General features: G+C 68.7%; 20 protein-coding genes. 9 read left to right on the top strand and 11 right to left on the bottom strand.

Annotated features, from left to right (window positions below; genetic code table 11):
* Position 1: 1 nt before the first annotated feature.
* From E9536_RS11120 to E9536_RS11105, 4 genes are all read right to left on the bottom strand, one after another.
* Positions 2–1,282 (bottom strand): MFS transporter, encoded by a 1,281-nt coding sequence (locus E9536_RS11120; protein WP_021160915.1) that lies wholly within the window; start codon positions 1,280–1,282, stop codon positions 2–4.
* Between the two features lie 298 nt (positions 1,283–1,580).
* Positions 1,581–2,573 (bottom strand): sugar kinase, encoded by a 993-nt coding sequence (locus E9536_RS11115; protein ID WP_027787318.1) that lies wholly within the window; start codon positions 2,571–2,573, stop codon positions 1,581–1,583.
* Positions 2,574–2,601: 28 nt separating this feature from the next.
* Complete coding sequence (locus E9536_RS11110) at positions 2,602–3,366, bottom strand: xylose isomerase (RefSeq protein ID WP_027787317.1); 765 nt, start codon at positions 3,364–3,366, stop codon at positions 2,602–2,604.
* A gap of 172 nt (positions 3,367–3,538) precedes the next feature.
* On the bottom strand, positions 3,539–4,432 hold the full coding sequence (locus E9536_RS11105) for a LysR family transcriptional regulator (RefSeq protein WP_027787316.1): 894 nt from the start codon (positions 4,430–4,432) through the stop codon (positions 3,539–3,541).
* Positions 4,433–4,544: 112 nt separating this feature from the next.
* Between E9536_RS11105 and E9536_RS11100 the strand changes: the two genes are divergently transcribed.
* Positions 4,545–5,612, top strand: coding sequence for a YeiH family protein (locus tag E9536_RS11100; RefSeq protein WP_060314074.1), 1,068 nt, complete (start codon positions 4,545–4,547; stop codon positions 5,610–5,612).
* Between the two features lie 103 nt (positions 5,613–5,715).
* On the top strand, positions 5,716–7,449 hold the full coding sequence (locus tag E9536_RS11090; RefSeq protein ID WP_196486452.1) for a ClcB-like voltage-gated chloride channel protein: 1,734 nt from the start codon (positions 5,716–5,718) through the stop codon (positions 7,447–7,449).
* Between the two features lie 96 nt (positions 7,450–7,545).
* Here E9536_RS11090 and E9536_RS11085 read toward each other — a convergent pair whose 3' ends face one another.
* Positions 7,546–8,166, bottom strand: coding sequence for a TetR family transcriptional regulator (locus tag E9536_RS11085; protein ID WP_027787313.1), 621 nt, complete (start codon positions 8,164–8,166; stop codon positions 7,546–7,548).
* A gap of 185 nt (positions 8,167–8,351) precedes the next feature.
* On the opposite strand from E9536_RS11085, the gene E9536_RS11080 reads away from it, so the two are divergent.
* From E9536_RS11080 to E9536_RS11065, 4 genes are all read left to right on the top strand, one after another.
* Entirely contained in the window at positions 8,352–9,461 is a 1,110-nt protein-coding gene (locus E9536_RS11080) for an efflux RND transporter periplasmic adaptor subunit (RefSeq protein WP_027787312.1), read from the top strand.
* Positions 9,458–12,637, top strand: a complete 3,180-nt coding sequence (locus E9536_RS11075; RefSeq protein ID WP_136469854.1) for an efflux RND transporter permease subunit — start codon at positions 9,458–9,460, stop codon at positions 12,635–12,637. The genes E9536_RS11080 and E9536_RS11075 overlap by 4 nt, the downstream gene beginning before the upstream one ends.
* Before the next feature lie 2 nt (positions 12,638–12,639).
* Positions 12,640–14,217, top strand: coding sequence for an efflux transporter outer membrane subunit (locus tag E9536_RS11070; RefSeq protein ID WP_136469853.1), 1,578 nt, complete (start codon positions 12,640–12,642; stop codon positions 14,215–14,217).
* Between the two features lie 118 nt (positions 14,218–14,335).
* Complete coding sequence (locus tag E9536_RS11065; RefSeq protein WP_059696660.1) at positions 14,336–15,364, top strand: MerR family transcriptional regulator; 1,029 nt, start codon at positions 14,336–14,338, stop codon at positions 15,362–15,364.
* 57 nt (positions 15,365–15,421) lie between these two features.
* On the opposite strand, the gene E9536_RS11060 is transcribed toward E9536_RS11065, so the two are convergent.
* The 5 genes from E9536_RS11060 to E9536_RS11040 all read right to left on the bottom strand — a co-directional run bounded on the left by E9536_RS11060 (position 15,422) and on the right by E9536_RS11040 (position 19,054).
* Positions 15,422–16,129, bottom strand: a complete 708-nt coding sequence (locus tag E9536_RS11060; protein WP_136469852.1) for a hypothetical protein — start codon at positions 16,127–16,129, stop codon at positions 15,422–15,424.
* Positions 16,104–16,328, bottom strand: a complete 225-nt coding sequence (locus E9536_RS11055) for a helix-turn-helix transcriptional regulator (protein ID WP_027787308.1) — start codon at positions 16,326–16,328, stop codon at positions 16,104–16,106. Before E9536_RS11055 ends, E9536_RS11060 begins: the two co-directional genes overlap by 26 nt.
* A gap of 8 nt (positions 16,329–16,336) precedes the next feature.
* A complete protein-coding gene (locus E9536_RS11050; RefSeq protein ID WP_048022805.1) occupies positions 16,337–16,897 on the bottom strand; it encodes a DUF2975 domain-containing protein in 561 nt (186 codons plus the stop codon).
* Between the two features lie 164 nt (positions 16,898–17,061).
* Entirely contained in the window at positions 17,062–17,592 is a 531-nt protein-coding gene (locus tag E9536_RS11045) for a hypothetical protein (protein ID WP_027787306.1), read from the bottom strand.
* 79 nt (positions 17,593–17,671) lie between these two features.
* A complete protein-coding gene (locus E9536_RS11040; protein ID WP_027787305.1) occupies positions 17,672–19,054 on the bottom strand; it encodes a sigma 54-interacting transcriptional regulator in 1,383 nt (460 codons plus the stop codon).
* 261 nt (positions 19,055–19,315) lie between these two features.
* Between E9536_RS11040 and E9536_RS11035 the strand changes: the two genes are divergently transcribed.
* The 3 genes from E9536_RS11035 to E9536_RS11025 are packed head-to-tail and all read left to right on the top strand — an operon-like array spanning position 19,316 to position 22,724.
* Positions 19,316–20,200: an MBL fold metallo-hydrolase gene (locus tag E9536_RS11035; protein ID WP_168799517.1), complete on the top strand. Its 885-nt coding sequence runs from the start codon at positions 19,316–19,318 to the stop codon at positions 20,198–20,200.
* Between the two features lie 28 nt (positions 20,201–20,228).
* On the top strand, positions 20,229–21,899 hold the full coding sequence (locus E9536_RS11030) for a bifunctional protein tyrosine phosphatase family protein/NAD(P)/FAD-dependent oxidoreductase (protein WP_136469850.1): 1,671 nt from the start codon (positions 20,229–20,231) through the stop codon (positions 21,897–21,899).
* An 18-nt stretch (positions 21,900–21,917) separates the two neighbouring features.
* On the top strand, positions 21,918–22,724 hold the full coding sequence (locus E9536_RS11025) for a sulfite exporter TauE/SafE family protein (protein WP_027787302.1): 807 nt from the start codon (positions 21,918–21,920) through the stop codon (positions 22,722–22,724).
* Between the two features lie 146 nt (positions 22,725–22,870).
* On the opposite strand, the gene E9536_RS11020 is transcribed toward E9536_RS11025, so the two are convergent.
* Positions 22,871–23,281: a hypothetical protein gene (locus E9536_RS11020; protein WP_119337118.1), complete on the bottom strand. Its 411-nt coding sequence runs from the start codon at positions 23,279–23,281 to the stop codon at positions 22,871–22,873.
* Positions 23,282–23,359 lie beyond the last annotated feature (78 nt).

The raw sequence follows: 23,359 nt of genomic DNA, 5'->3' as shown, positions 1-23,359 counted from the left end.
TTCATTTTCCTTGCAGCGGCGCCGCGAGCGGATGCGTATCGGGCGCCTGGGGTTTGACGGACAGCGTGAGGATCACCGCGGCGACGAGCGCGGCGCTCATGAACGCGTACGACGCGACGGGCGAGCCGGTCGCACCGTTCAGGTAGCCGACGAAGTACGAGCCGACGAACGAGCCGAGCGCGCCCATGCTGTTGATCAGCGCCATCGCGCCGCCGGCGACGTTCTTCGGCAGCAGTTCCGGGACGATCGCGAAGAACGGGCCGTACGGCGCGTACATGGCGGCACCGGCCACGACCAGCAGCGCATACGAGATCCAGAAATGCGACGAGCCGAGTGCGTACGATGCGGCGAACGCGGCCGCGCCGATCAGCAGGAACGGCCACACGAAGCCACGGCGCGAACCGACCTTGTCGGACGCCCACGACGCGGCGAGCATCGCGATCGTCGCGGCGAGATACGGCAGCGCGGACAGCCAGCCGGTCGCGACCATCCCGAGGTCGGAGCCGTTCTTGACGATCGACGGCAGCCACAGCACGAAGCCGTACACGCCGATGCTCCAGCAGAAATACTGTGCGCACAGCTTGATCACGGCCGGCGAGCGGAATGCCTCGCCATAGTTGCGCACGGGCTTGATCGCCGCCTGCTCGGCCGCGAGCGCGGCGTCGAGGTCGCGTTTTTCCTGTGCGTTGAGCCACGGCGAATCGGCCGGCTTGTCCTGCACGAGGAACCACCAGCACACGGCCCAGAGGACGGCCGGCACGCCTTCGGCGATGAACATGTGGCGCCAGCCGAATTCGTGCACGAGATAGCCCGAGACGATCGACATCCACAGCACGGTGACCGGGTTGCCGAGGATCAGGAACGTGTTCGCGCGCGAGCGTTCGTTTTTCGTGAACCAGTTGCTGATGTAGATCAGCATCGCGGGCATCACGGCCGCCTCGACGACGCCGAGTACGAAGCGGATCGCCATCAGCGACGGGATGTTGCTGACCACGCCCGTGAGTGCCGCGCAGGCGCCCCACAGGATGAGGCTGACGAACACGAGCTTCTTCACGCTGCGGCGTTCCGCATAGATTGCGCCGGGGATCTGGAAGAAGAAGTAGCCGAGGAAGAACAGCGCGCCGATCAGCGACGACAGGCCCTTGCTGATCCCGAGGTCCTGGTTGATGCCGGCTGCGGCGGCGAACCCGTAGTTCGCGCGGTCGAGGTAGGCGAGGCTGTAGGTGATGAAGACGATCGGCATGATCGTCCACCAGCGGCGGGCAGCGAGTGTATTGGCCATCAGAATGTCTCCTGTGTCGATCGGAGTTAGCGCTTTAGCGCTTACTCCGATCCCATGCTTCGCGGTCGACCAGAGTTAGTGCTTTAGCACTTACTCTGATCCCATGCTTCGCGGTCGATCAGAGTTAGTGCTTCAGCGCTTACTCCGATCCCATGCTTCGCGGTCGACCGGAGTTCGCGCTTCAGCGCTTACTCCGATCCCATGCTTCGCGGTCGACCAGAGTTCGCGCATCAGCACCTACTCCGATCCCATACATGCACGACTAAATGAGTCCGCGGATTGTGCCGTGTCCGGCCTCTCATTGCGCGGTGAAGGTTTCCTCTAAGCGATCGGCGTGATTGGTGACGTTTTCGAATCGATCGAGCGCGGCACGGGTCGGCAGCCCTTCCGAGTCGCCGATCACCTGGATCGCGAGCGCGCCGATGCGGTTGCCGCGCGCCACGGCCTGCTCGATCGTCTTCCCTTCCAGCAGCGCGCTGACCACGCCGACCGCGAAGCCGTCACCGGCGCCGACCGTGTCGACGACGTTCCGCACACGCTCGCCCGCCACCGTTCCGTCACGGCCGTCAGCCGTCCGGTAATACGCCCCTTCGGCACCGAGCTTGATCACCACCCCGCGCGCACCTTGCGCGAGATAGAAGCCCGCGATATCGGCCGGCGTGTCGTGCCCGGTCAGTTGCCGCCCTTCGGCGATGCCCGGCAGCACCCAGTCGGCGAGCGACGCGAGCGCGTTCAGCGTCTTCGCCATCACGTCGGCGGACGGCCACAGCGTCGGGCGCAGGTTCGGGTCGAACGAGATCGTCTTGCCGGCCGCGCGCATTTCGCGCGCCAGCTTGAACGCGAGCTCGCACGACGTCGCGGAGATCGCCGGCGCGACGCCCGTCAGGTGCAGGTGGCGCGCGCCGAGCACGTAGTCGGCCACGTAGTCGTCACACGACAGGTGGCTCGCGGCCGAACCCTTGCGGAAATACTCGACGGTCGGGTCGCTGCCGTCGTCGTTGCGCGACTTGAGCTGAAAGCCGGTCGGGTAGCGCGGATCGACGGTCACGCACGATGCGTCGATGCCCTCGCGCGCCAGCGTGTCGAGCACGTAGCCGCCGAACGAATCGCGGCCGACGCGGCTCATCCAGCCGACCCGGAAGCCGAGCCGCGACAGGCCGATCGCGACGTTCAGGTCGGCGCCCGCGATCCGCTTCGCGAATTGCGTCGCATGCGCGAGATGACCGGGCTCGGTCGCGACGAACATCGCCATCGCTTCGCCGTAGGTCACGACATCGAGTGCTGCTTTCATGAATGAACTCTCCAGGATCCTTCCGCCGTCACGCGGTTGCGAGCCACGCGACTCGCCGGCATGCATCGCCCGCCAGGTCGGCCGCGTCGAACGGAAACTCGATGCCGCGCGGCGCCTGCTGCGGCAGCGCCGCGAGCACGCCGGTCACGAGCGGGTCGTTCGGCGCCGGCGCGGCGGCGAAACGGCGCGCGCCCTCGCCCTCGACGGCCTTGCAGTGAATGTATTCCACATGGGACGCGAGCACTTGTGCGCAATCAAGCGGCGCTTCGCCCGGCCACTGCCAGTTGCCGATGTCGAACGTCATCCCGAGCGCATCGGGCATGCCCGCGGCGGCCAGCGCATCGAACAGCCCGCGGAACTGCGCGAGCGCGCCGCCGACCGGAAGCTGGCCGTTCTCGACCACCACGCGGGCCTTCGCGCCGCGCGACAGCGCGACGATGTCGGCCGCGTGCGCGTCGCCGGCGAAGCCGCCGAGCTGGAATTTCACGAAGCGCGCGCCGAGCGCGTCGGCTTCCGCAAGCGCGCCGCGCAATGCGTCCGCATCGAGCGCGCCCGTTTCCGTGTACAGGTTGGCCGGCGTCGAATAGACCGACCACAGCCCGTGGCCGGCCAGTAGCGCACCCAGCGCGGCGAGCGCGCCGGGCGCGGCGTCCGCTTCCGAGGCGAACAGTTCGCGCCGCACCTCGAAACCCGTCGCACCCGATGCCGCCGCGGTCGCGACGAATGCGCTGTGGCCCTCCTGACGCACGCGGTCCATCCCGAATGCGCTCGCCACGATCACGATGTCTGTCATTCTGCCCTCTTTTCTCCGGAATGGAACCGGTTCCATTTGCTTGAGACGGATGGTGCGCTTCGCCTCGAACCCACGCCATAGAGGAAATCCCTAAGTTGGGGCATGGCGCGAACGCGCGCCCGACGGCACGCATCACGCATGCCCGGGCCGGCTTCGGCCGTTCCGGCGAGGTTCAGGCGATATCGTGCGCGAGGCTCATTTCGAGGAATTGTGCGGCGACCCGCGACGGCGCGCCGCCGTGCGGCACGAGGATGGAGAAATGACGCGTGAGCGGCGCGGGCGCGAGCGAGCGCAGGACGAGCGCGGCATCGTCGTGACGCAGCGACATCGCGGACACGAACCCGACGCCCATCCCGGCACGCACGGCTTCCTTCACGGCCTCGACACCCGCGATCTCGAATGCGACCCGCATCGGCGCCGCGCCTTGCGCAAACGCGCGCTCGACGAGTTGCCGCACGGCGGAGCCCGCCTCCCGCAGGACGAGCGGATGGGCCGCCAGCGCGTCGAGCGTGACGCCCGGCGCGTATTCGGGCGCGGCCAGCGGATGCCCGGTCGGCACGATCGCCACGATCTCGTCCTCGCGCCACGCGTGCACCGCAGTGCCCGGCGGCAGCGCCTCGCCGGGCGGCCCTTCGATCATCGCGATGTCGAGCGACGGCAGCGCCGCGACCACGTCGGCCGTGTTGCCGCTCATCGTGTGGATCGCCACGCGCGGGGCGCGCGGCTGGAACGCCGCGATCAGGTAAGGCAACAGGTAGCTCGCGGGTGTCGTGCTCGCGCCGATGCGCAGCGTGCCGGCTTCCAGGCCGCGTACCGCGTCGCGAAACGCGCGCGCCTGCGCGAACGTGTCGCGCTGCGCTTTCGCGTACTGCGCGAGCTGTTCGCCGATCGGGGTCAGGCGGATGCCGCGGCCTTCGCGCTGGTACAGCGGCTCGCCGAATTCGTCCTGCAGCAGCCGCAACTGGCCCGACACGGCCGGCTGCGACAGATGCAGCGCCACGGCGGCGTGGCTGATGTTCAGGTGTTCGGCGACGGCGGCGAACGTTATCAGTTGATCCGGGGTCATGGGGATAAATTATCGGCTTTCCGGATAGTTTACGTCACAAATCACAATTTTTCATATCGATATAACGAAATTAGGATTACAGCATCGCAACACGCTCCATCACGGTGCTTCCATGTCCACTGCCCCGACTCCCCATCTCAGCCCCGCCGCGCCGTCGATGCGCGGCCAGTTGAACGGCGTGCTGTTCGTCGCGCTGTTCGCCGCCGCCGTCACGAGCCTGTCCCAGCTTCCCGCGATCGCGGGGCTCGGCCTGTCGCCGCTGATCGTCGGCATCGTCGCCGGTGCGCTGTACGGCAACGCGCTGCGCGACGGCATGCCGGCGAGCTGGGCGGCCGGCGTCAATTTCTCCGCGCGCAAGCTGCTGCGCATCGCGGTCGCGTTCTTCGGGTTGCGCGTGAGCCTCCAGGAAATCGCGCAGGTCGGGCTGCCGGGCCTCACGGTGTCGGTCCTCGTCGTCGTCAGCACGCTCGCGATCGGCACCTGGGCCGGCATGAAGCTGATGAAGCTCGACCGTGATTCCGCGCTGCTGACCGCCGCCGGCAGCGCGATCTGCGGCGCGGCCGCCGTGCTCGCGTTCGAGTCGACGCTGCAGTCGAAGCCGCACCAGAGCGCGATGGCCGTGGGCAGCGTCGTGCTGTTCGGCACGCTGTCGATGTTCCTGTACCCGATCGCCTATCACGCCGGTCTGCTGAACCTCGACCCGGCCGGCCTGGGCCTGTTCTTCGGCGGCACGATCCACGAGGTCGCGCAGGTGGTCGGCGCGGCGAGCGACATCAGCCCGCAGGTCGCGCACATCGCGACGATCGTCAAGATGACGCGCGTGATGCTGCTGGTGCCGGTGCTGCTGGTGCTCGGCTGGTGGCTCGCCCGCTCGGCCCGCGCCACCGCCGGCGGCGCGCAAGGCAAGCGCAAGGTGGCCGTGCCCTGGTTCGCGCTCGGGTTCCTCGGCTTCGTGATCGTCAACTCGCTGAACGTGCTGCCGACGGACGTCACGCACACGCTGAACGTGCTCGACACCTTCGCGCTGACGATGGCCATGACCGCGCTCGGCATCGAAACCCGCGTGGCGCAGATCCGCGCGGCCGGCCCGCGCGCGCTGATGACCGGCCTGATCCTGTACGTGTGGCTGATCGCCGGCGGCTACGGGATCACCTGGGCCGTGCAGCACTGGCTTGGCTGAGTTGCCCGCCCGTGACACGTCGCGCGCCGCGCCCGCCGGGAAGGTCCCGCGGGCGCGGCGCAGTGCTATGCTTCGCGTCGTTTTCCATCGCCCTCTTTCAGCCGTGCTCTCGTTCCTGCTGAAGCTGCGCACTCGCGCCCAAACGCTGTTCCGCCTGTCGGACGCCCATACGATGCTGATCTGGTCGGCCATCGTCGGCGTCGGCGGCGCCTTTGCGACGATGGCGTTCCGCGAAGGCATCGACCTGATGCAGCACCTGATCTCCGGACAAAGCGGCAGCTTCGTGCAGATGGCGAAGCGCCTGCCGTGGTACGTGCGATTCTGGATGCCGGCCGCTGGCGGCTTCCTCGCCGGCTGCGTGCTGCTGCTCGCGACGCGCGGCGACAAGAAGGCGGGCAATACCGACTACATGGAATCGGTCGCGCTCGGCAACGGGGTCGTGCCGGTACGCCAGAGCCTGTGGCGCAGCGTGTCGTCGCTGCTGACGATCGGCAGCGGCGGCTCGATCGGCCGCGAAGGCCCGATGGTGCAGCTCGCGGCGCTCGCCGCGTCGCTCGTCGGCCGCTTCGTGCACTTCGACCCGCCGCGCCTGCGCCTGCTGGTCGCCTGCGGGGCGGCCGCCGGCATCACGTCCGCCTACAACGCGCCGATCGCCGGCGCATTCTTCGTGTCGGAAATCGTGCTCGGCACGATCGCGATGGAGAGCTTCGGCCCGATGGTCGTCGCGTCGGTCGTCGCGAACATCGTGATGCGCGAATTCGCCGGCTACCGGCCGCCGTACGAGATGCCGGTGTTTCCGGCCGTCACCGGCCCCGAGGTGCTGCTGTTCGTCGTGCTCGGCGCGCTGTGCGGCGTGCTCGCGCCGCAGTTCCTGCACCTGCTCGACGCGTCGAAGCACCATTTCAAACGGCTGCCGGTGCCGCTGCCGGTGCGGCTCGCGCTCGGCGGCCTCGTCGTCGGCGTGATCTCGGTTTGGACGCCGGACGTATGGGGCAACGGCTATAGCGTCGTCAACCAGATCCTGCATTCGCCGTGGACCTGGCAGGCGCTGGTCGCGGTGCTCGTGTTCAAGGTCATCGCAACCTCCGCCACGGTCGGCTCGGGTGCGATCGGCGGCGTGTTCACGCCGACGCTGTTCGTCGGCGCGGTGTTCGGTTCGCTGTTCGGGCTCGCGATGGAAGCGCTGTGGCCCGGCCATACGTCGGCGTACTTCGCGTACGCGATCGTCGGGATGGGCGCGTTCATGGCGGGCGCCACGCAGGCGCCGCTGATGGCGATCCTGATGATCTTCGAGATGACGCTGAGCTATCAGGTCGTGTTGCCGCTGCTGGTGTCGTGCGTATTCGCGTATTTCGTCGCGCGCGCGACCGGCACGACGTCGATGTACGAAATCACGCAGCACCATTACCAGGACGCGCAGGAGAAGCTGCGCCTGCGCACCACGCAGATGCGCGAGCTGATCCAGCCCGCGCAGACGGTCGTGCCGCTCACGGCGAGCGTCGCCGACATGACGCGCGTGTTTCTCGAATATCCGGTGAAGTACCTGTACGTCACCGATGATGCCGGGCGCTTTCGCGGCGCGGTCGCGCTGAAGGACATCACGTCGGACCTGCTCGACAAGCGCGACACGACCGACAAGACGGCCGCGCATTACGCGCACACGCCGTTTCCGCTCCTGACGCCCGACATGCCGCTCGCCACCGCGCTCGAACGCTTCATGGCGTTCCAGGGCGAACGCCTGCCGGTGATCGAAAGCGAAGCCGAGCCGACGCTCGCGGGCGTCGTCTACAAGACGTCGCTGCTCGATGCGTACCGGCGGATGACCGGCGAGCGCTGATTCGCACGACGCGATGAGGCGCGGCGCATGCCGCATGCTTCATCGCACCCCGCCTTTGCCGCGCATCGCACGCGGCACGACGAATCCGCTGCCGCGTCAGTCCGGCGCACGCCCGAGCACGACACGCGCGAAGAATCCCGCGAGCACCGACTCGGCCACCTCGGCCGGCACGTGCTGCGGATCGGCCGCGTAATACGACTGCACGCCGTCGCACAGGCACATCAGCCCGAACGCGAGCGTCTCCGCCGGCAACAGCAGCGGCGTGCCGGAGCGCTCGGAGAAGCGCCGGATGAATTCGGCCATCTGCACGCGCTTGGCGTGCAGGAACTGGTTGAAGCGCACGCGGAACTTCGCGTCGCGCGCGGCCTGCAGCTTCGCCTCGCCCCACAGCAACGAGAATTCGTCGTCGGCGAACAGCGTGCGGTAATGCGCGAGCGTCATCGATTCCATCTGTTCGCGCGACCCGCCCTCGTCGAAGATCGCCTGGAAATCGGCCTGCACCTGCGCATGGTTGCGCTCCAGCAACTCCAGCAGGAGTTCCGACTTGCTGCGGAAATTCGAGTAGAACGCGCCGCGCGTATAGCCGGCCGCGGCCGCGATGTCCTCGACGCTCGCGGCCACAAAACCTTTCTTCAGAAAAATGCGATGCGCGGCATTCAGCAGACGTTCGCGCGTCTGATCCCTGCTCTGCTCGCGGGTTAAGCGCTGTGGTTTCATGGCGCGCAGTCTAGCATCGATTCCCTTTCAAATTCATCTTTGCACTCAGATACAGGTGTGTATTAGAATTCGCCACAGTTTCTGAAAATGCTGTCCGCGCGCCTCTGTCGGCGCCGCTCGGGGCAAGCGCGCGCCGCGCTTGCCGGCTTCGTTCCGCTCTCGCTCTCACCTCACTTGGGGGTTTCGTGAATCGCTCCGGTTCCCGCGCCGTGCTGCTGATCGGCACCGCGCTCGTCCTCGCCGCCTGTCATCCAAAAGAATCCGCGCCGCCCGCCCCGCGCCCCGTCGTCGCACTGCCCGCCCATGCCGACGACGCCGCGGTCGCCCGCACGCTCCCCGGCGAGATCCAGCCGCGTTATGCCACCCCTCTGTCGTTCCGCATCGCCGGCAAGATCATCGAGCGCAAGGTGCGCCTCGGCGATACGGTCAAGGTCGGCCAGGTCGTCGCGCTGCTCGATCCGTCCGACGTCGAGAAGAACGCCGCGAGCGCACAGGCGCAACTCGACGCCGCGACGCACAGCCTCGCGTTCGCGAAGCAGCAGCTCGACCGCGACCGCGCACAGGCGCGCGAAAACCTGATCGCGACCGCCCAGCTCGAACAGACCGAGAACAGCTACACGTCGGCGCTCGCGCAGCGCGACCAGGCGCAGCAGCAGCTCGCGCTCGCCCGGAACCAGCTTCGCTACGCGACGCTCGTCGCCGATCACGCGGGCTACATCACCGCCGAACAGGCCGACACCGGCCAGAACGTGTCGGCCGGCCAGCCCGTCTACCAGCTCGCGTGGTCCGGCGACGTCGACGTCGTCAGCGACGTGCCCGAAGCCGCGCTTGCATCGCTCACGCCCGGCCACGCGGCCAGCGTCACGCTGCCGTCGCTGCCCGGTCGCCAGTTCGCGGCGAAGGTGCGCGAAATCGCGCCGGCCGCCGATCCGCAAAGCCGCACGTATCGCGTGAAGCTCACGCTCGCCGCGCCCGATCCGGCGATCCGGCTCGGGATGACGGCCAGCGTCGCGTTCGACGGCGCACCGGCCGCCGGCGACGCGCCGTCGATCACGCTGCCCGCGACCGCGTTGTTCCACGACGGCGCACAGCCGGCCGTGTGGGTCGTGCGCACGAAGGACGACACGCTCGAACTGCGCCGCGTCGACGTCGCGCGCTTCAACGAGCGCACGGTGACGGTGTCGCACGGGCTGCAGCCCGGCGAGCGCGTCGTGTTGCAGGGCGTGCACACGGTCAGCGCGGGCGAGAAGGTACGCGCGATCGCGCCGCTGCATCCGGAGGACTTCGCATCGTGAGCGTTTCGTACGAAGAAGGCCGCTTCAATCTCTCCGCGTGGGCGCTGCGCCACCAGGCGCTGGTCGTCTACCTGATCGCGCTCGCGACGCTCGCGGGCATCCTCGCGTACACGCGGCTCGCGCAGTCCGAAGACCCGCCGTTCACGTTCCGCGTGATGGTGATCCGCACGTTCTGGCCCGGCGCGACCGCGCGGCAGGTGCAGGAACAGGTGACCGACCGGATCGGCCGCAAGCTGCAGGAAACGCCGGCCATCGACTTCCTGCGCAGCTATTCGCGCCCCGGCGAATCGCTGATCTTCTTCACGATGAAGGATTCGGCGCCCGTGAAGGACGTGCCCGAGACCTGGTACCAGATCCGCAAGAAGGTCGGCGACATCGGCTATACGCTGCCGCCCGGCGTGCAGGGCCCGTTCTTCAACGACGAATTCGGCGACGTCTACACCAACATCTGGACGCTCGAGGGCGACGGCTTCACGCCCGCGCAACTGCACGACTACGCCGATCAGTTGCGCACCGTGCTGCTGCGCGTGCCGGGCGTCGGCAAGGTCGACTATTTCGGCGACCCCGACCAGCGGATCTTCATCGAGGTGAACAACGCGCAGCTCACGCGCCTCGGCATCTCGCCGCAGCAGCTCGGCCAGGCCATCAACGCGCAGAACGACATCTCGTCGGCCGGCGTGCTGACGACCGCCGACGATCGCGTGTTCGTGCGCCCGAGCGGCCAGTTCAACAACGTCGATGCGATCGCCGATACGCTGATCCGCATCAACGGCCGCACGTTCCGGCTCGGCGATCTCGCGACCGTGAAGCGCGGCTACGACGACCCGGTCGTCACGCAGATGCGAGTGGGCGGCTCAGGTGCGGCCGGCTCAGGCGCGGCCGGCAAGGCCGTGCTCGGCATCGGCGTGACGATGCAGCCGGGCGGCGACGTGATCCGGCTCGGCAAGGCGCTCGACGCCGAATCGAAGGACCTGCAGGCGCAACTGCCGGCCGGCCTCAAGCTGGTCGAGGTGTCGAGCATGCCGCACGCGGTCGCGCATTCGGTCGACGATTTCCTCGAAGCCGTCGCCGAAGCCGTCGCGATCGTGCTGGTCGTGAGCCTCGTGTCGCTCGGCCTGCGCACCGGGATGGTGGTCGTGATCTCGATTCCGGTCGTGCTCGCGGTCACCGCCCTCTTCATGTACCTGTTCGACATCGGGCTGCACAAGGTGTCGCTCGGCACGCTCGTGCTCGCGCTCGGGCTGCTCGTCGACGACGCGATCATCGCGGTCGAGATGATGGCCGTGAAGCTCGAACAGGGCTACACCCGCGCACGCGCCGCCGCGTTCGCCTATACGAGCACCGCGTTCCCGATGCTGACCGGCACGCTCGTCACCGTGTCGGGCTTCCTGCCGATCGCGCTCGCGAAATCGAGCACCGGCGAATACACGCGCTCGATCTTCGAGGTGTCGGCCATCGCGCTGATCGCGTCGTGGTTCGCGGCCGTCGTGCTGATTCCGCTGCTCGGCTACCACATGCTGCCCGAGCGCAAGCGGCACGCGCACGAGGCGCACCTGCCCGACGATCACGAGCACGACATCTACGACACGCGCTTCTACCGCCGCCTGCGCGGCTGGATCGACTGGTGCATCGAGCGGCGCTTCGTCGTGCTGCTGATCACGGGCGCCCTGTTCGTCGTGGCAATGATGGGCTTTTCGCTCGTGCCGCAGCAGTTCTTCCCGAGTTCCGATCGCCCCGAGCTGCTCGTCGACCTGCGGCTGCCCGAAGGTGCGTCGTTCGCGGCGACGCTGCGCGAGACCGAGCGCCTCGAGAAAGTGATCGACAAGCGCCCCGAGATCGATCATTCGGTGAGCTTCGTCGGCAGCGGCGCACCGCGCTTCTACCTGCCGCTCGACCAGCAGCTTCAGTTGCCGAACTTCGCGCAGTTCGTGATCACCGCGAAATCGGTGAAGGATCGCGAGAAGCTCGCGACCTGGCTCGAAACCACGCTGCGCGAGCAGTTCCCGGCCGTGCGCTGGCGGCTGTCACGGCTCGAGAACGGCCCGCCGGTCGGCTACCCGGTGCAGTTCCGCGTGAGCGGCGACAGCATCGCGACGGTCCGCTCGATCGCCGAGAAGGTCGCGGCGACGATGCGCGGCGACGCGCGCACGGTCAACGTGCAGTTCGACTGGGACGAGCCGGCCGAGCGCTCGGTGCGCTTCGAGATCGACCAGAAGAAGGCGCGCGAACTGAACGTCACGTCGCAGGACGTCTCGAGCTTCCTCGCGATGACGCTGTCCGGCACGACCGTCACCCAGTACCGCGAACGCGACAAGCTGATCGCGGTCGACCTGCGCGCGCCGAAGGCCGATCGCGTCGACCCCGCGAAGCTCGCCGGCCTCGCGCTGCCGACCCCGAACGGCCCGGTGCCGCTCGGCTCGCTCGGCCGCTTCAAGCCGACGCTCGAATACGGCGTCGTGTGGGAGCGCGACCGCCAGCCGACCATCACCGTGCAGTCGGACGTACGCGCCGGCGCGCAGGGCATCGACGTCACGCATGCGGTCGACGCGAAGCTGAACGCATTGCGCGCGCAATTGCCGGTCGGCTACCAGATCAACATCGGCGGCTCGGTCGAGGAAAGCGCGAAGGCGCAGAAATCGATCAATGCGCAGATGCCGCTGATGGCGATCGCAGTGTTCACGCTGCTGATGATCCAGCTGCAGAGCTTCTCGCGCGTGCTGATGGTCGTGCTGACCGCACCGCTCGGGCTGATCGGCGTGGTCGCCACGCTGCTGATGTTCGGCCAGCCGTTCGGCTTCGTCGCGATGCTCGGCGTGATCGCGATGTTCGGGATCATCATGCGCAACTCGGTGATCCTCGTCGACCAGATCGAGCAGGACATCGCCGCCGGCCACGGCCGCGTCGACGCGATCATCGGCGCGACCGTGCGGCGGTTCCGCCCGATCACGCTGACGGCCGCGGCCGCCGTGCTCGCGCTAATCCCGCTGTTGCGCTCGAACTTCTTCGGGCCGATGGCGACCGCGCTGATGGGCGGCATCACGAGCGCGACCGTGCTGACGCTGTTCTACCTGCCCGCGCTGTATGCGACGTGGTTCCGCGTGAAGCGCGACGAACGCGACCCGCAGAACGGCCCGCCGTCCGGCGGCACCGCACCGGCCGCGCCGTCGGGAGCCTGACCATGGATCGATCGATGAACCTGAAAACGAAAGCCGTGCGGGCCCTCGCCGTCGCGAGCCTCGCCGGCCCGCTCGCGGGCTGCGCCTGGTTCGCGCCGAGCGGCGAGCCGCCCGCGATGCCGTCGCCCGCGTACTACGGCACCACGCCGCAAGTGCAGCAGACCGTGTCCGCGCAAGGCGTCGCGCAGCAGTTCGAGGTCGGCGCGCAGCCGGTGCCCGACTGGTGGAAGCAGTACCGCTCCGATGCGCTGAACGCGCTCGTCGACGAAGGGCTGCGCAACAGCCCGACGCTCAGTGCGGCATCGCACTCGCTGGATGCCGCACGCGAACAGCTGCGCGGGCAGATCGGCAGCTCGATGCTGCCGTCGATCGACGCGAGCGGCCAGGCCGCGCGCCAGCGCGCGCTCGGCGTGCCGATTCCCGCGCTCGGCGCGCCGACGCTGCTGTACGACACGTTCGTCGGCCAGTTGCAGGCGAGCTACACGATCGACCTGTTCGGCGCGTCGCGTTTCGCGAACCGCGCGCTGGCGCGACGCGTCGACGTCAGCGCGTTCCAGCTCGAATCCGCGCGGCGCGCGCTGGCCGCGAACATCGTCACCGCGTCGATCACGGTGTCGGTGCTGAATGCGCAGATCGACACGACCGAGCGGCTCGTCGCCCTCGCCAACGACCAGGCGCACGATGCCGAACGCCGCTACGCACTCGGTTCCGCCTCGCGCAGCGACGCGCTGAACGCCCGGCAAAGCGCCGACACGTTCGCGGCGAGCCTGCCCGCGCTGCGCCAGCAACGCGACTCGGCCCGCCATGCGCTCGCGGTGCTGGTCGGCCGCACGCCCGACCGGCCGCCGGCCGATCTCACGCTCGCCGATCTGCACCTGCCCGAACAGGTGCCCGTCGTCGTGCCGTCGGACCTGCTGCAAAGCCGCCCGGACATCCAGGCCGCCGACGCGGGGCTGAAGGCGGCCGCGGCCGAAGTCGGCCTCGCGACCGCGCAGATGTTCCCGCAGCTGTCGCTGTCGGCCGCGATGGGCAAAGGCGGCTTCAGCTGGCCGGCGATGCTGTCGGGCGCCGGCGCGATCTGGAACGTCGGCGCGTCGCTGAGCCAGCCGATCTTCCACGGCGGCGCGCTGCTCGCCCAGCGCCGCGCGGCGAAGGCGACTTACGAGGCCGCCGTCGACCAGTACAAGCAGGCCGTGCTCGGCGCGTTCCAGAACGTCGCCGATTCGCTCGCGGCGCTCGAGCACGATGCGGAAGCGCTCGACGCGTCGTCGCGCGCCGCGCTGTCCGCGCGCGGCGCGTACGACGACGCGGCGGCCCGCGTGCGGCTCGGCGCGCTGCCGCCGTCGGCCGCGCGCGCCAGCGAGCTGCAGTATCGCAATGCACGGCTCGACGAGATCCGCGCGACCGGCGCGCGGTTCGCGGATACCGCGCGGCTCTACCAGGCGATGGGCACGCCGCCGGTCGACAAGGGCGGGCCGTCCGGCAAGGCCGGCAACACAGCCGCCGACGGCGCAACCGGCCAGCAAGCGCGCGCCGCCACCGCCGATACCGCCGCCACCGACACGCCGCCTCCGCAATAAGCCGGCCCCGCCATCGCGTGCGCGCGGAATCCCCGCGCGCACGCTTCCCCATCTTCCGCTTGACCCTCACGTAGCGTAACGTTCGAGACTCCAGTGTGCGTACCGAACGGAGGAACGAATGCGACTGAAAGTGGGAGAACTGGCGAAACGCAGCGGGCTGACCGTCCGCACGCTTCATCACTATCACGCGATCGGTCTGCTGACGCCTTCGGCGCGCGCCGACAACGGCTACCGGCTGTACGACCGCCACGACATCGCCCGGCTCCACCAAATCCAGGCGCTGCGTCGCTTCGGCCTGTCGCTCACCGAAATCGGCGATCACCTGAACCGGCCCGGCACTCCGCTCGTCGATCTCGTCGCGAAGCAGATCGCGCTGCTCGACCGTCAGCTCGCGCAGACCGCGCAGCTGCGCGAGCGCCTCGTGAGCCTGCATGCGCAGCTCGCCGCAGGCACGGAGCCGGAGCTGGCCGATTGGCTCACCACACTGGAGTTGATGACCGTGTACGACAAATATTTTTCCGAGGAAGAACTCGCGCGCCTGCCGATGTACCAGAAAAGCCAGGCGGGCGACGCCGAATGGATCGCACTCGTCGACGAAGTGCGCGCGCTGCACGACGCGGGCGTACCCGCCGAGGACGAACGCCCCCGTGCGCTCGCCAGTCGCTGGATGAAGCTGCTCGTGCGCGACACGAACAACGACCCGCGGCTGCTGGCAAAGCTGAACCTGATGCACGAGCAAGAACCGGCGATGCAGTCGAAGATCGGCATTTCGACCGCGCTGCGCGACTATGTGCTGCGTGCGTCGTCCGAAAACAAGATGCGGATCTTCGAGAAGTACCTCGCGCCGGACGAGATCCGCTTCATGCGCGCGCACTACGGCGAACGCGCGATGGAATGGCCGCAACTGATGGGCGACGTGCGCGACGCGATCGATGCGGGCGCCCGACCTGCTTCGCCGGAAGGCCGCGCGCTCGCGCAGCGCTGGCTCGAGCTGTTCTGCAGCTATGCCGGCCACGATCCGGCCACGCATGCGAAATTCCGCGCGGCGATGATGAACGAGCCTGCACTGACGCAGGATACGTGGGTCGACGACACGCTGATCGGTTTCGTGCGGGAGGCGATGGCGCAGCTTGCGCCCGCGCGCTGAACGCGTTGAGCGCATGAACGTGCGGGCGGCAGGCGGGTTTCCCGCGTGCCGCCCGCTTCACCATTTGCAGCCTGTGTCGCGCACCGCATCCAGCGCGAGCATCGGCAACGCCAGCAGGCCCGCGCGTGAATACGCGTGCCGGCAGTCGGTGCGACGGGCATTCGACATGCCGTCGGCCAGCCTCGCATCGACGGTGTCACGGCGCGCGGCCACGCCGCCGGACGACGCGCCCAACGCCCCGACCGCCGCCTGCGCCGGACTGTGCGCCGCCGCATGCCGCGAGCCGATCGCGTCCAGATCGCGGCGCCAGTCGAGATCGGGGCCTGGTGCGTTCTCGGAACGGGGTTCACGTCGGGTCGCGATTGCGCCGGCAGGCGTTTCACCTTGCCGATGCGAAACACCCTCCGGATCCAAAGACGGCCGCGTCGTCATGCGCGACACCGCAACCGCGACGGATCGTTTCGTCGATGACACGGCGCCCTCCGCACCGCGCTCACTCGCGGCGGGCCCGGTTCGCCCGGCGTCGTGCGCGCCCGCCGCGGGCACCGGCCGCGCGGGAATCAGTTCGACGCGCAGCGCGAGCCGGGGCCGCGCCCCGGCGTTCGGGCCGGCCACCGTCGACGCCCGCTGCAGCACGAACCATCCGAGCAGGTGAATCGATACGGACGCGACGACAGCCAGCGCGACGATGCGCGGCCGGCGCCGCCCCGCCACGCCGGCCAGCCGCGATGGCGATGTGTCAATCCGGCTCGCCGACACCGTCATCGCTGAACGCGAGCAGGTCGCCGGGCTGGCAGTCGAGATAACGGCAGATCGCCTCGAGCGTCGCGAAACGGATGCCCTTGACCTTCCCTTGCTTGAGCAGCGACAGATTCTGTTCGGTGATGCCGACCGCCGCCGCGAGATCCTTCGAGCGGACCTTGCGCGTCGCGAGCATCACATCGAGCTTGACCACGATCGACATGGCGCGCCTCAGACGAACTGCCGATGTTCGGCATCGAGTTCGCTCGCCTGCCGGAGGATGTGCGCGATGACCGCGATGCAGGCCGCGGTGAACAGCGCGACCACGTACGGCAAGCTGAACCCGATGCTGACCACGCGATGGCCGACCGGTTCGCGCAGCGTCGCCCACACGCTCAGGAGCGGTTCGCAAAGCAGGCTCAGCAGCACCCACATCCCGATCGCACGGCCCGTCTTGCCGAGATGGCCGGCCGCTTGCGCGGAGAAATAGTCGCGGCGCGCGTAGGTGCGGAACAGCGCACGCAGATGACGCAGGCCGTTCGCGAGCGCGATCAGCGGCACGCTCGACAGCAGGATGCCGACCGCCTTCTGCCACCACGGGAACGCGGCGACATCCACGTGCAGGTTCGAGATCACCGAATCGGTGAGGCCGAATACGAGGCCGGGCCCCGACGCCGCGTTCAGCGACGGGAACGCCCAGCACGCGGCGTTGAGCACCAGCATGCCGACGATGAACCACAGCGTGACGGTGGCCATCTGCTGGCTGATGCGGGCGATGCGATCGGAATGCATGACGTGTCCTCGACGACGAATGAACGAGCGTCGATTGTACGTCTAAAATTATCGTAAAACGATAATTTATTGCCGTTGTACTATGATTCCTTATTGTTCGACAGGTTCGACTCACCCCCAGCAGGCGCGTGTCGCACGCGCCGTCACGATCGCCGGGCGCGCGCCTATCGGTAGTCGCGCGCGCTGATCGCGTGCCAGTGCTTCGTCATGTAGCGCAGAAACGCGGGTCGGGCTTTCAGGTCCGCATTCGGCACGGGCGCCGCGCCGCCGTCCATGAACTTGCCGTTGACCGTGACGGTTTCCTCGCCGCGCAGCACGTACTTCGTGCCCTGGTCGATCAGGAAGTACTTGACCTGGTCGGCGCTGACGTCACCGCGGCAGCCGATCCTGTACGCGAACAGAAACTGCTTGCGGCCGTTGCCGAGCAGGTCGCGCATCTCGATCGACGCGGGCACGACGTCGAGAATCACGTCGACCGGACATGCCTTCACGTAGTCGCGCACGGTCCAGTCGGGCCGGCCGTCGAGCGTCGCGGCGACCTTGAGCTCGAGGTCGTCGCCGGACGCGGTGCGTGCGAGCGTCACCGCATGTGCGCCGGCCGCATCGGTCCACGTGTATTCGGTGGCGGCCTGCGCCAGGTTGCACAGCGCAGTGGCGGCAAGAAACAGGCAAGGCGAAAGGAAGCGTCTCTTCATCGGCGAGGTGGAAGCAGGATCGAACGCGCCATTATCGACACAGCCGCGTGCCTCTGCCAGCCGCCCGCCGCCTGCCCGTTCAGCGCTCGCGCGCCCCGAGCCCGAGCGCCTTCATCCGCCGGTACAACGTCCGCTCGCTCATCCCGACCTGCTCGGCGAGCGCCTTGCGTGTGCCGTCGAACGTGCGCGCGATGCGCACGAGCTCCGCGTCCGACACGCCGCGCGCATCGGCCGCGCGATCCTGCGGCGCCGCCGATGCGGCGACCAGCTCGGCCGGCAGGTGTTCGACCCGGATCGTCCCGTCGTCCGCGAACAGGCACGCGCGTTCGAGCACGTTGCGCAACTCGCGGATATTGCCCGGCCACGCATAGGCATCGAGACACGCGCGCGCGCGTTCGGTGAGGACAAACGGCCGTGCGCCCGTCTCGCCCGCGCCGGCGCGCGCGTTCGCGATTCGCCGCAGGATCGATTCGGCCAGCAGCGCGACGTCCCCGCGCCGCTCGCGCAACGCCGGCAGCGGAATCGGAAACGCGTTGATCCGGTAGTAGAGATCCTGCCGGAACCGGCCGTCGTCGATCATCTCGCGCAGCGGCTTGTGCGTCGCCGCGACCAGCCGGAAGTCCGCGCGCAGCGCCTCGACGCCGCCGACGCGGCGGAACGTGCCCGACTCGATCAGGCGCAGCAGCTTCACCTGCATCGGCAGCGGGACGTCGCCGATCTCGTCGAGAAACAGCGTGCCGCCCTGCGCGGTCTCGACGAGGCCCGGCTTGCGCTGGTTCGCGCCCGTGAACGCGCCCTTCTCGTAACCGAACAGTTCGCTCTCGAACAGCGTCTCGGCGATCCCCGAGCAATCGACGACGACGAACGGCCCCATCGCGCGATCGCTCGCCTCGTGCAACGCGCGGGCGAACAGCTCCTTGCCGGTGCCCGATTCGCCGAGCAGCAGCACCGGCAGCATCGACGGCGCGACGCGCTGCAGTGCGCCGAGCGCCGCATTGAACGCGTCGGCGCCGCCGACGAGCCCTTCCGCACTCGGCTGCGCGGATGCGCTGCGCACCGTGGTCAGCCGCTCGACGTACGCGATCACGTTGCCGTGCGCATCGAAGATCGGCCGCAATTCGACGTCGACGTGTTCGGGGCCGCGCGGCGTGTGATGGATGTGCAGCACGCGGTTCAGCCCGCGCGACTCGAGCGCCTGCTTCATCGGGCAATGCTCGCCGGCCTGGTCGCACGGCACGTCGTAGTGATGCGACACCTGGAAGCAGTGCCGGCCCACGTGCTCGACGCCCGCGACGCCGAACTGGCGCCGGTACGCATCGTTCGCCGCGAGGATGCGGTAATCGGGATCGACGACGATCATCGGCTGCGGATCCTGCTCGAGATACGCGACGAGCGCGCGCACGTCGGGCATGACGTCGGGGCGCGGCGCGGGGACGATCGGGATGGTGTCGTGCGGATTCATGCGGACGCTCGGTGAAGGAGATGCCTGACGGACTGGCGGGCGCACTGCCAGGCCGACTGCCAATTCTGCCACGACACTGCCAGAAGTGGCAGTCGGCAGCGGCAACCGAACGCCGGCGACGCCCGTGCTTCGCCGCGCCTGCGCCGAAAACCCGAGTCGAATCAAATCCCTGGCAGATCGGCCAGTGCCGCGATGCAGGCTGGCACGCTTCTTGAGTTACAGATCGCGATTGCAGATGCAGAACCCGATCAAGGACACCCCGTGAGCGATGCCACCACGCTGTCTGTCGAAGGCTTTTTCGACCCGGCGACCCACACCGTCAGCTATCTCGTGCTCGATACCGCGAGCCGCGCATGCGCGCTGATCGACAGCGTGCTCGACTACGACCCGACATCCGGGCGCACGCGCACCGCCAGCGCCGACCGGCTGATCGCCCGCGTCGCCGAACTCGGCGCGGACGTGCACTGGCTGCTGGAAACCCACGTGCACGCCGACCACCTGTCGGCCGCGCCGTACCTGAAGGAACACGTCGGCGGCCGGATCGCGATCGGTTCGCACGTGCGCCGCGTGCAGCACGTGTTCGGCACGCTGTTCAACGCGGGCCCCGGCTTCGCGCAGGACGGCCGCCAGTTCGACCGGCTGCTCGACGACGGCGACACGCTCGCGCTCGGCACGCTGACGATCAGCGCGCTGCATACGCCGGGCCACACGCCCGCCTGCATGACCTACTGCGTCGACGACGCGACGCAGCGCGCGGCATTCGTCGGCGACACGCTGTTCATGCCCGACTACGGCACGGCCCGCTGCGACTTCCCGGGCGGCGATGCGCGCACGCTGTACCGCTCGATCGCGCGCGTGCTCGGCCTGCCGCCCGACACGCGCCTGTACCTGTGCCACGACTACCAGCCGGGCGGCCGCGACGTGCAGTTCGTGACGACCGTGGCCGAGCAGCGCCGCGCGAACGTGCACGTGAAGGACGGCGTGACCGAGGACGATTTCGTCGCGATGCGTACCACGCGCGACGCCACGCTCGCCATGCCCGTGCTGATGCTGCCGTCCGTGCAGGTCAACATGCGCGCCGGCCACCTGCCCGAGCCCGAAGACAACGGCGTGCGCTACCTGAAGATCCCGCTCGACGCGATCTGAGCGCCGGCGCCCCAACCGAGACCCCGACATGACCTCCATCCGCAAGCTGACCGACGCGCTGTCGGTCTCGCCGCAGATCGCGGCGGCCGACCTGCCCGCGCTTCAAGCGGCCGGCATCCGCGCGATCATCTGCAACCGCCCCGACGGCGAAGGCCCCGACCAGCCGACCGTCGCCGAAATCCGCGCGGCCGCCGCGCCGCTCGGCATCGACGTGCTTTACCTGCCGGTCGATACGGGCAAGGTGACCGACGACCAGGCCGCGCAATTCGGCGCACTCGTCGCGTCGATCGACGGCCCGGTGCTCGCGTACTGCCGCAGCGGCATGCGTTCGGCCACGCTGTGGGCGTTGTCGCAAGCCGGCCTGCGCCCGCTGAACGACATCGTCGCGACGGCCGCCGCGGCCGGCTACGACCTGCACGCGCTCGCGTCGCGTGTCGTGCCAGGCGGCAAGCAGGCGGCACCGGCCGTCGACGCGCGGCACGACATCGTGATCGTCGGCGCGGGCGCGGCCGGCATCGCGGTCGCGTCGAGCCTGCTCGCACGCGACGCGTCGCTCGACATCGCGGTGATCGATCCGGCCGACGTCCACTACTACCAGCCGGGCTGGACGATGGTCGGCGCGGGCGTGTTCCGCCCCGAGACCACCGCACGCCGGATCACCGACGTGCTGCCGCGCGGCGTGCACCGGATCCAGGCCGCCGTCGCGGGCTTCGAGCCCGACGCGCACGCGGTCGTGCTCGACGGCTGCCGCCGCATCGGCTATCGCAAGCTCATCGTGTGCCCGGGGCTCAAGCTCGACTGGCACGCGATCGAAGGCCTCGCCGACACGCTCGGCCGCAACGGCGTCACGTCCAACTACCGTTACGACCTGGCGCCGTACACGTGGGAACTCGTGCGCGCGTTCCGCGGCGGCAACGCACTCTTCACGCAGCCGCCGATGCCGATCAAGTGCGCAGGCGCACCGCAGAAAGCGATGTACCTGTCGTGCGACCACTGGCGGCGCGCGGGCCGCCTCGAGGCCGCGAACGTCGAGTTCCTGAATGCGGGCGGCGCGCTGTTCGGCGTCGCCGACTACGTACCCGCGCTGATGGAGTACGTGAAAAGCTACGACATCGCGTTGTCGTTCGGCCACAACCTCGTCTCGATCGACGGCCCGGCACGCCGGGCGACGTTCGCGCGCGCGCTGCCCGACGGCGGCAAGGAAACCGTGGTGCGCTCGTTCGACATGATCCACGTCGTGCCGCCGCAGAAAGCGCCCGATTTCGTGCGGTCGAGCCCGCTCGCCGATGCGGCCGGCTGGATCGACGTCGATCCGGCGACACTGCGCCACCGGCAGTATCCGGACATCTACGCGCTCGGCGACGCCACCAACACGACCAATGCGAAAACGGCCGCGGCCGCCCGCAAGCAGGCGCCCGTCGTCGCGCACAACCTGCTCGTGTCGCTCGGCCGCGCGCACGGCGACGCCGCGTACGACGGCTACGGCTCGTGCCCGCTCACCGTCGAGCGCGGCAAGATCGTGCTCGCCGAATTCCTGTACGGCGGCAAGGTCGCGCCGACCTTCCCCGCGTGGCTGATCGACGGCAAGCGCCCGTCGCGGCTCGCGTGGCTACTCAAGGAACGCGTGCTGCCGCCGCTCTACTGGAAGGCGATGCTCAAGGGCCGCGAATGGCTCGCGAAACCCGCGATCGCGCGTTGACCGGAGCCCGATGACGTCATGCTGATTTCCCTCGTACTGGGCGGTTTCGTCGGCGCCGTGCTCGGCCTGACCGGCGCCGGCGGCGGCATCCTCGCGGTGCCCGCGCTCGTCGTCGGCATGAGCTGGCCGATGCAGCAGGCCACGCCCGTCGCGCTCGTCGCGGTGGCCGGCAGCGCGGCGCTCGGCGCGCTCGAAGGCTTCCGCCGCGGGCTCGTGCGCTATCGCGCGGCATTGCTGATGGCGGTGGCCGGCGTGCCGCTGACCACGCTCGGCGTACGGCTCGCGCACGTGTTGCCGCAGCGCCTGCTGCTCGCGCTGTTCGCACTGACGATGCTGGTCGTCGCCGGCCGCCTGTTGCGGCAGGCGCTGCGGCATGCAGCGGTCGACGCCGACGCGTCGCCGCTGTGCGTCGGCCGCGTGAATCCCGATACGGGCCGGCTGGTGTGGTCCTGGCCGGTCGGTGTGGCGCTGGCGTCGACCGGCGCGATGACGGGCCTGATGACGGGGCTGCTCGGCGTCGGCGGCGGCTTCGTGATCGTGCCGATGCTGCGCAAGTTCACGAACGTGTCGATGCATGGGGTGGTCGCGACGTCGCTGATGGTGATCGCGCTGGTCGGCACCGGCGGCGTGTTCGCGACGCTCGTGTCGGGTACGCGTGCACCGCTCGACGTGACGCTGTGGTTCACCGTCGCGACCGCGCTCGGCATGGCCGCCGGTCGCGGCGCATCGAGACACCTCGCCGCGCGGCACGTACAGGCCGGGTTCGCGGCCGTGCTCGTGTGCGTCGCGCTCGGGCTGCTGGCGAAGGCGGCGTTCGGCGCGTAATCGCGTACCGACCGGCGCCGGTCGACGCGCAACGCCGCCAGACAAAACGCCCGGCCGACTCGACGTCGATACCGGGCGTTTTTTATCGCGGGCGCCACCGGCCAACGGCGCGACGCCCCGTCGTCAAGACAGATGCTGGATGGCCGTCAATTCGGCCTTTTGAGCCATTTGCGCAGCCTGCCGGCAATCCCGGATCGCTCGACATACCCCAGCGCCGAAACCGCACACATCATTCCGATTGCCGCATACAGCAAGGCCATTTCTCCGTTCCTTGCGATGTCCGGCCAGGCTGCCTGTGTCAGAACCGCAAGAACGGTCAATCCAGCCGCACCGCCCACGATGACCAGCATCGGCAATACCGCCCTCCGAGGAAGCAGCGTGCTGGCCCGATAGACCGGATACGAAAGCAGCATTGCCACGGGAAATGCAACCGTGAAAGCCACAGCGGAAAAAAAGATCGAAACTTCGCCGAAATCCTTGACGGACACAATGCCGATCAACAAGCCTGCCACGATCGCGGCAGTCAGGCTTGCACCAAGCAATTCTGAAATCTTCAATTCCTTTCTCCCGTCGCGCCAGACAAAACGCCCGGCCCGACTCGTCGTCGGCACCGGGCGTTGTTCATGGCAGACGCC

The organism is Burkholderia sp. LS-044, from assembly GCF_004803625.1.
Classification (GTDB): domain Bacteria; phylum Pseudomonadota; class Gammaproteobacteria; order Burkholderiales; family Burkholderiaceae; genus Burkholderia; species Burkholderia cepacia.
Note: the sequence above shows the minus strand (reverse complement) of the source record. Positions and strands in the feature narration are given on the sequence as shown.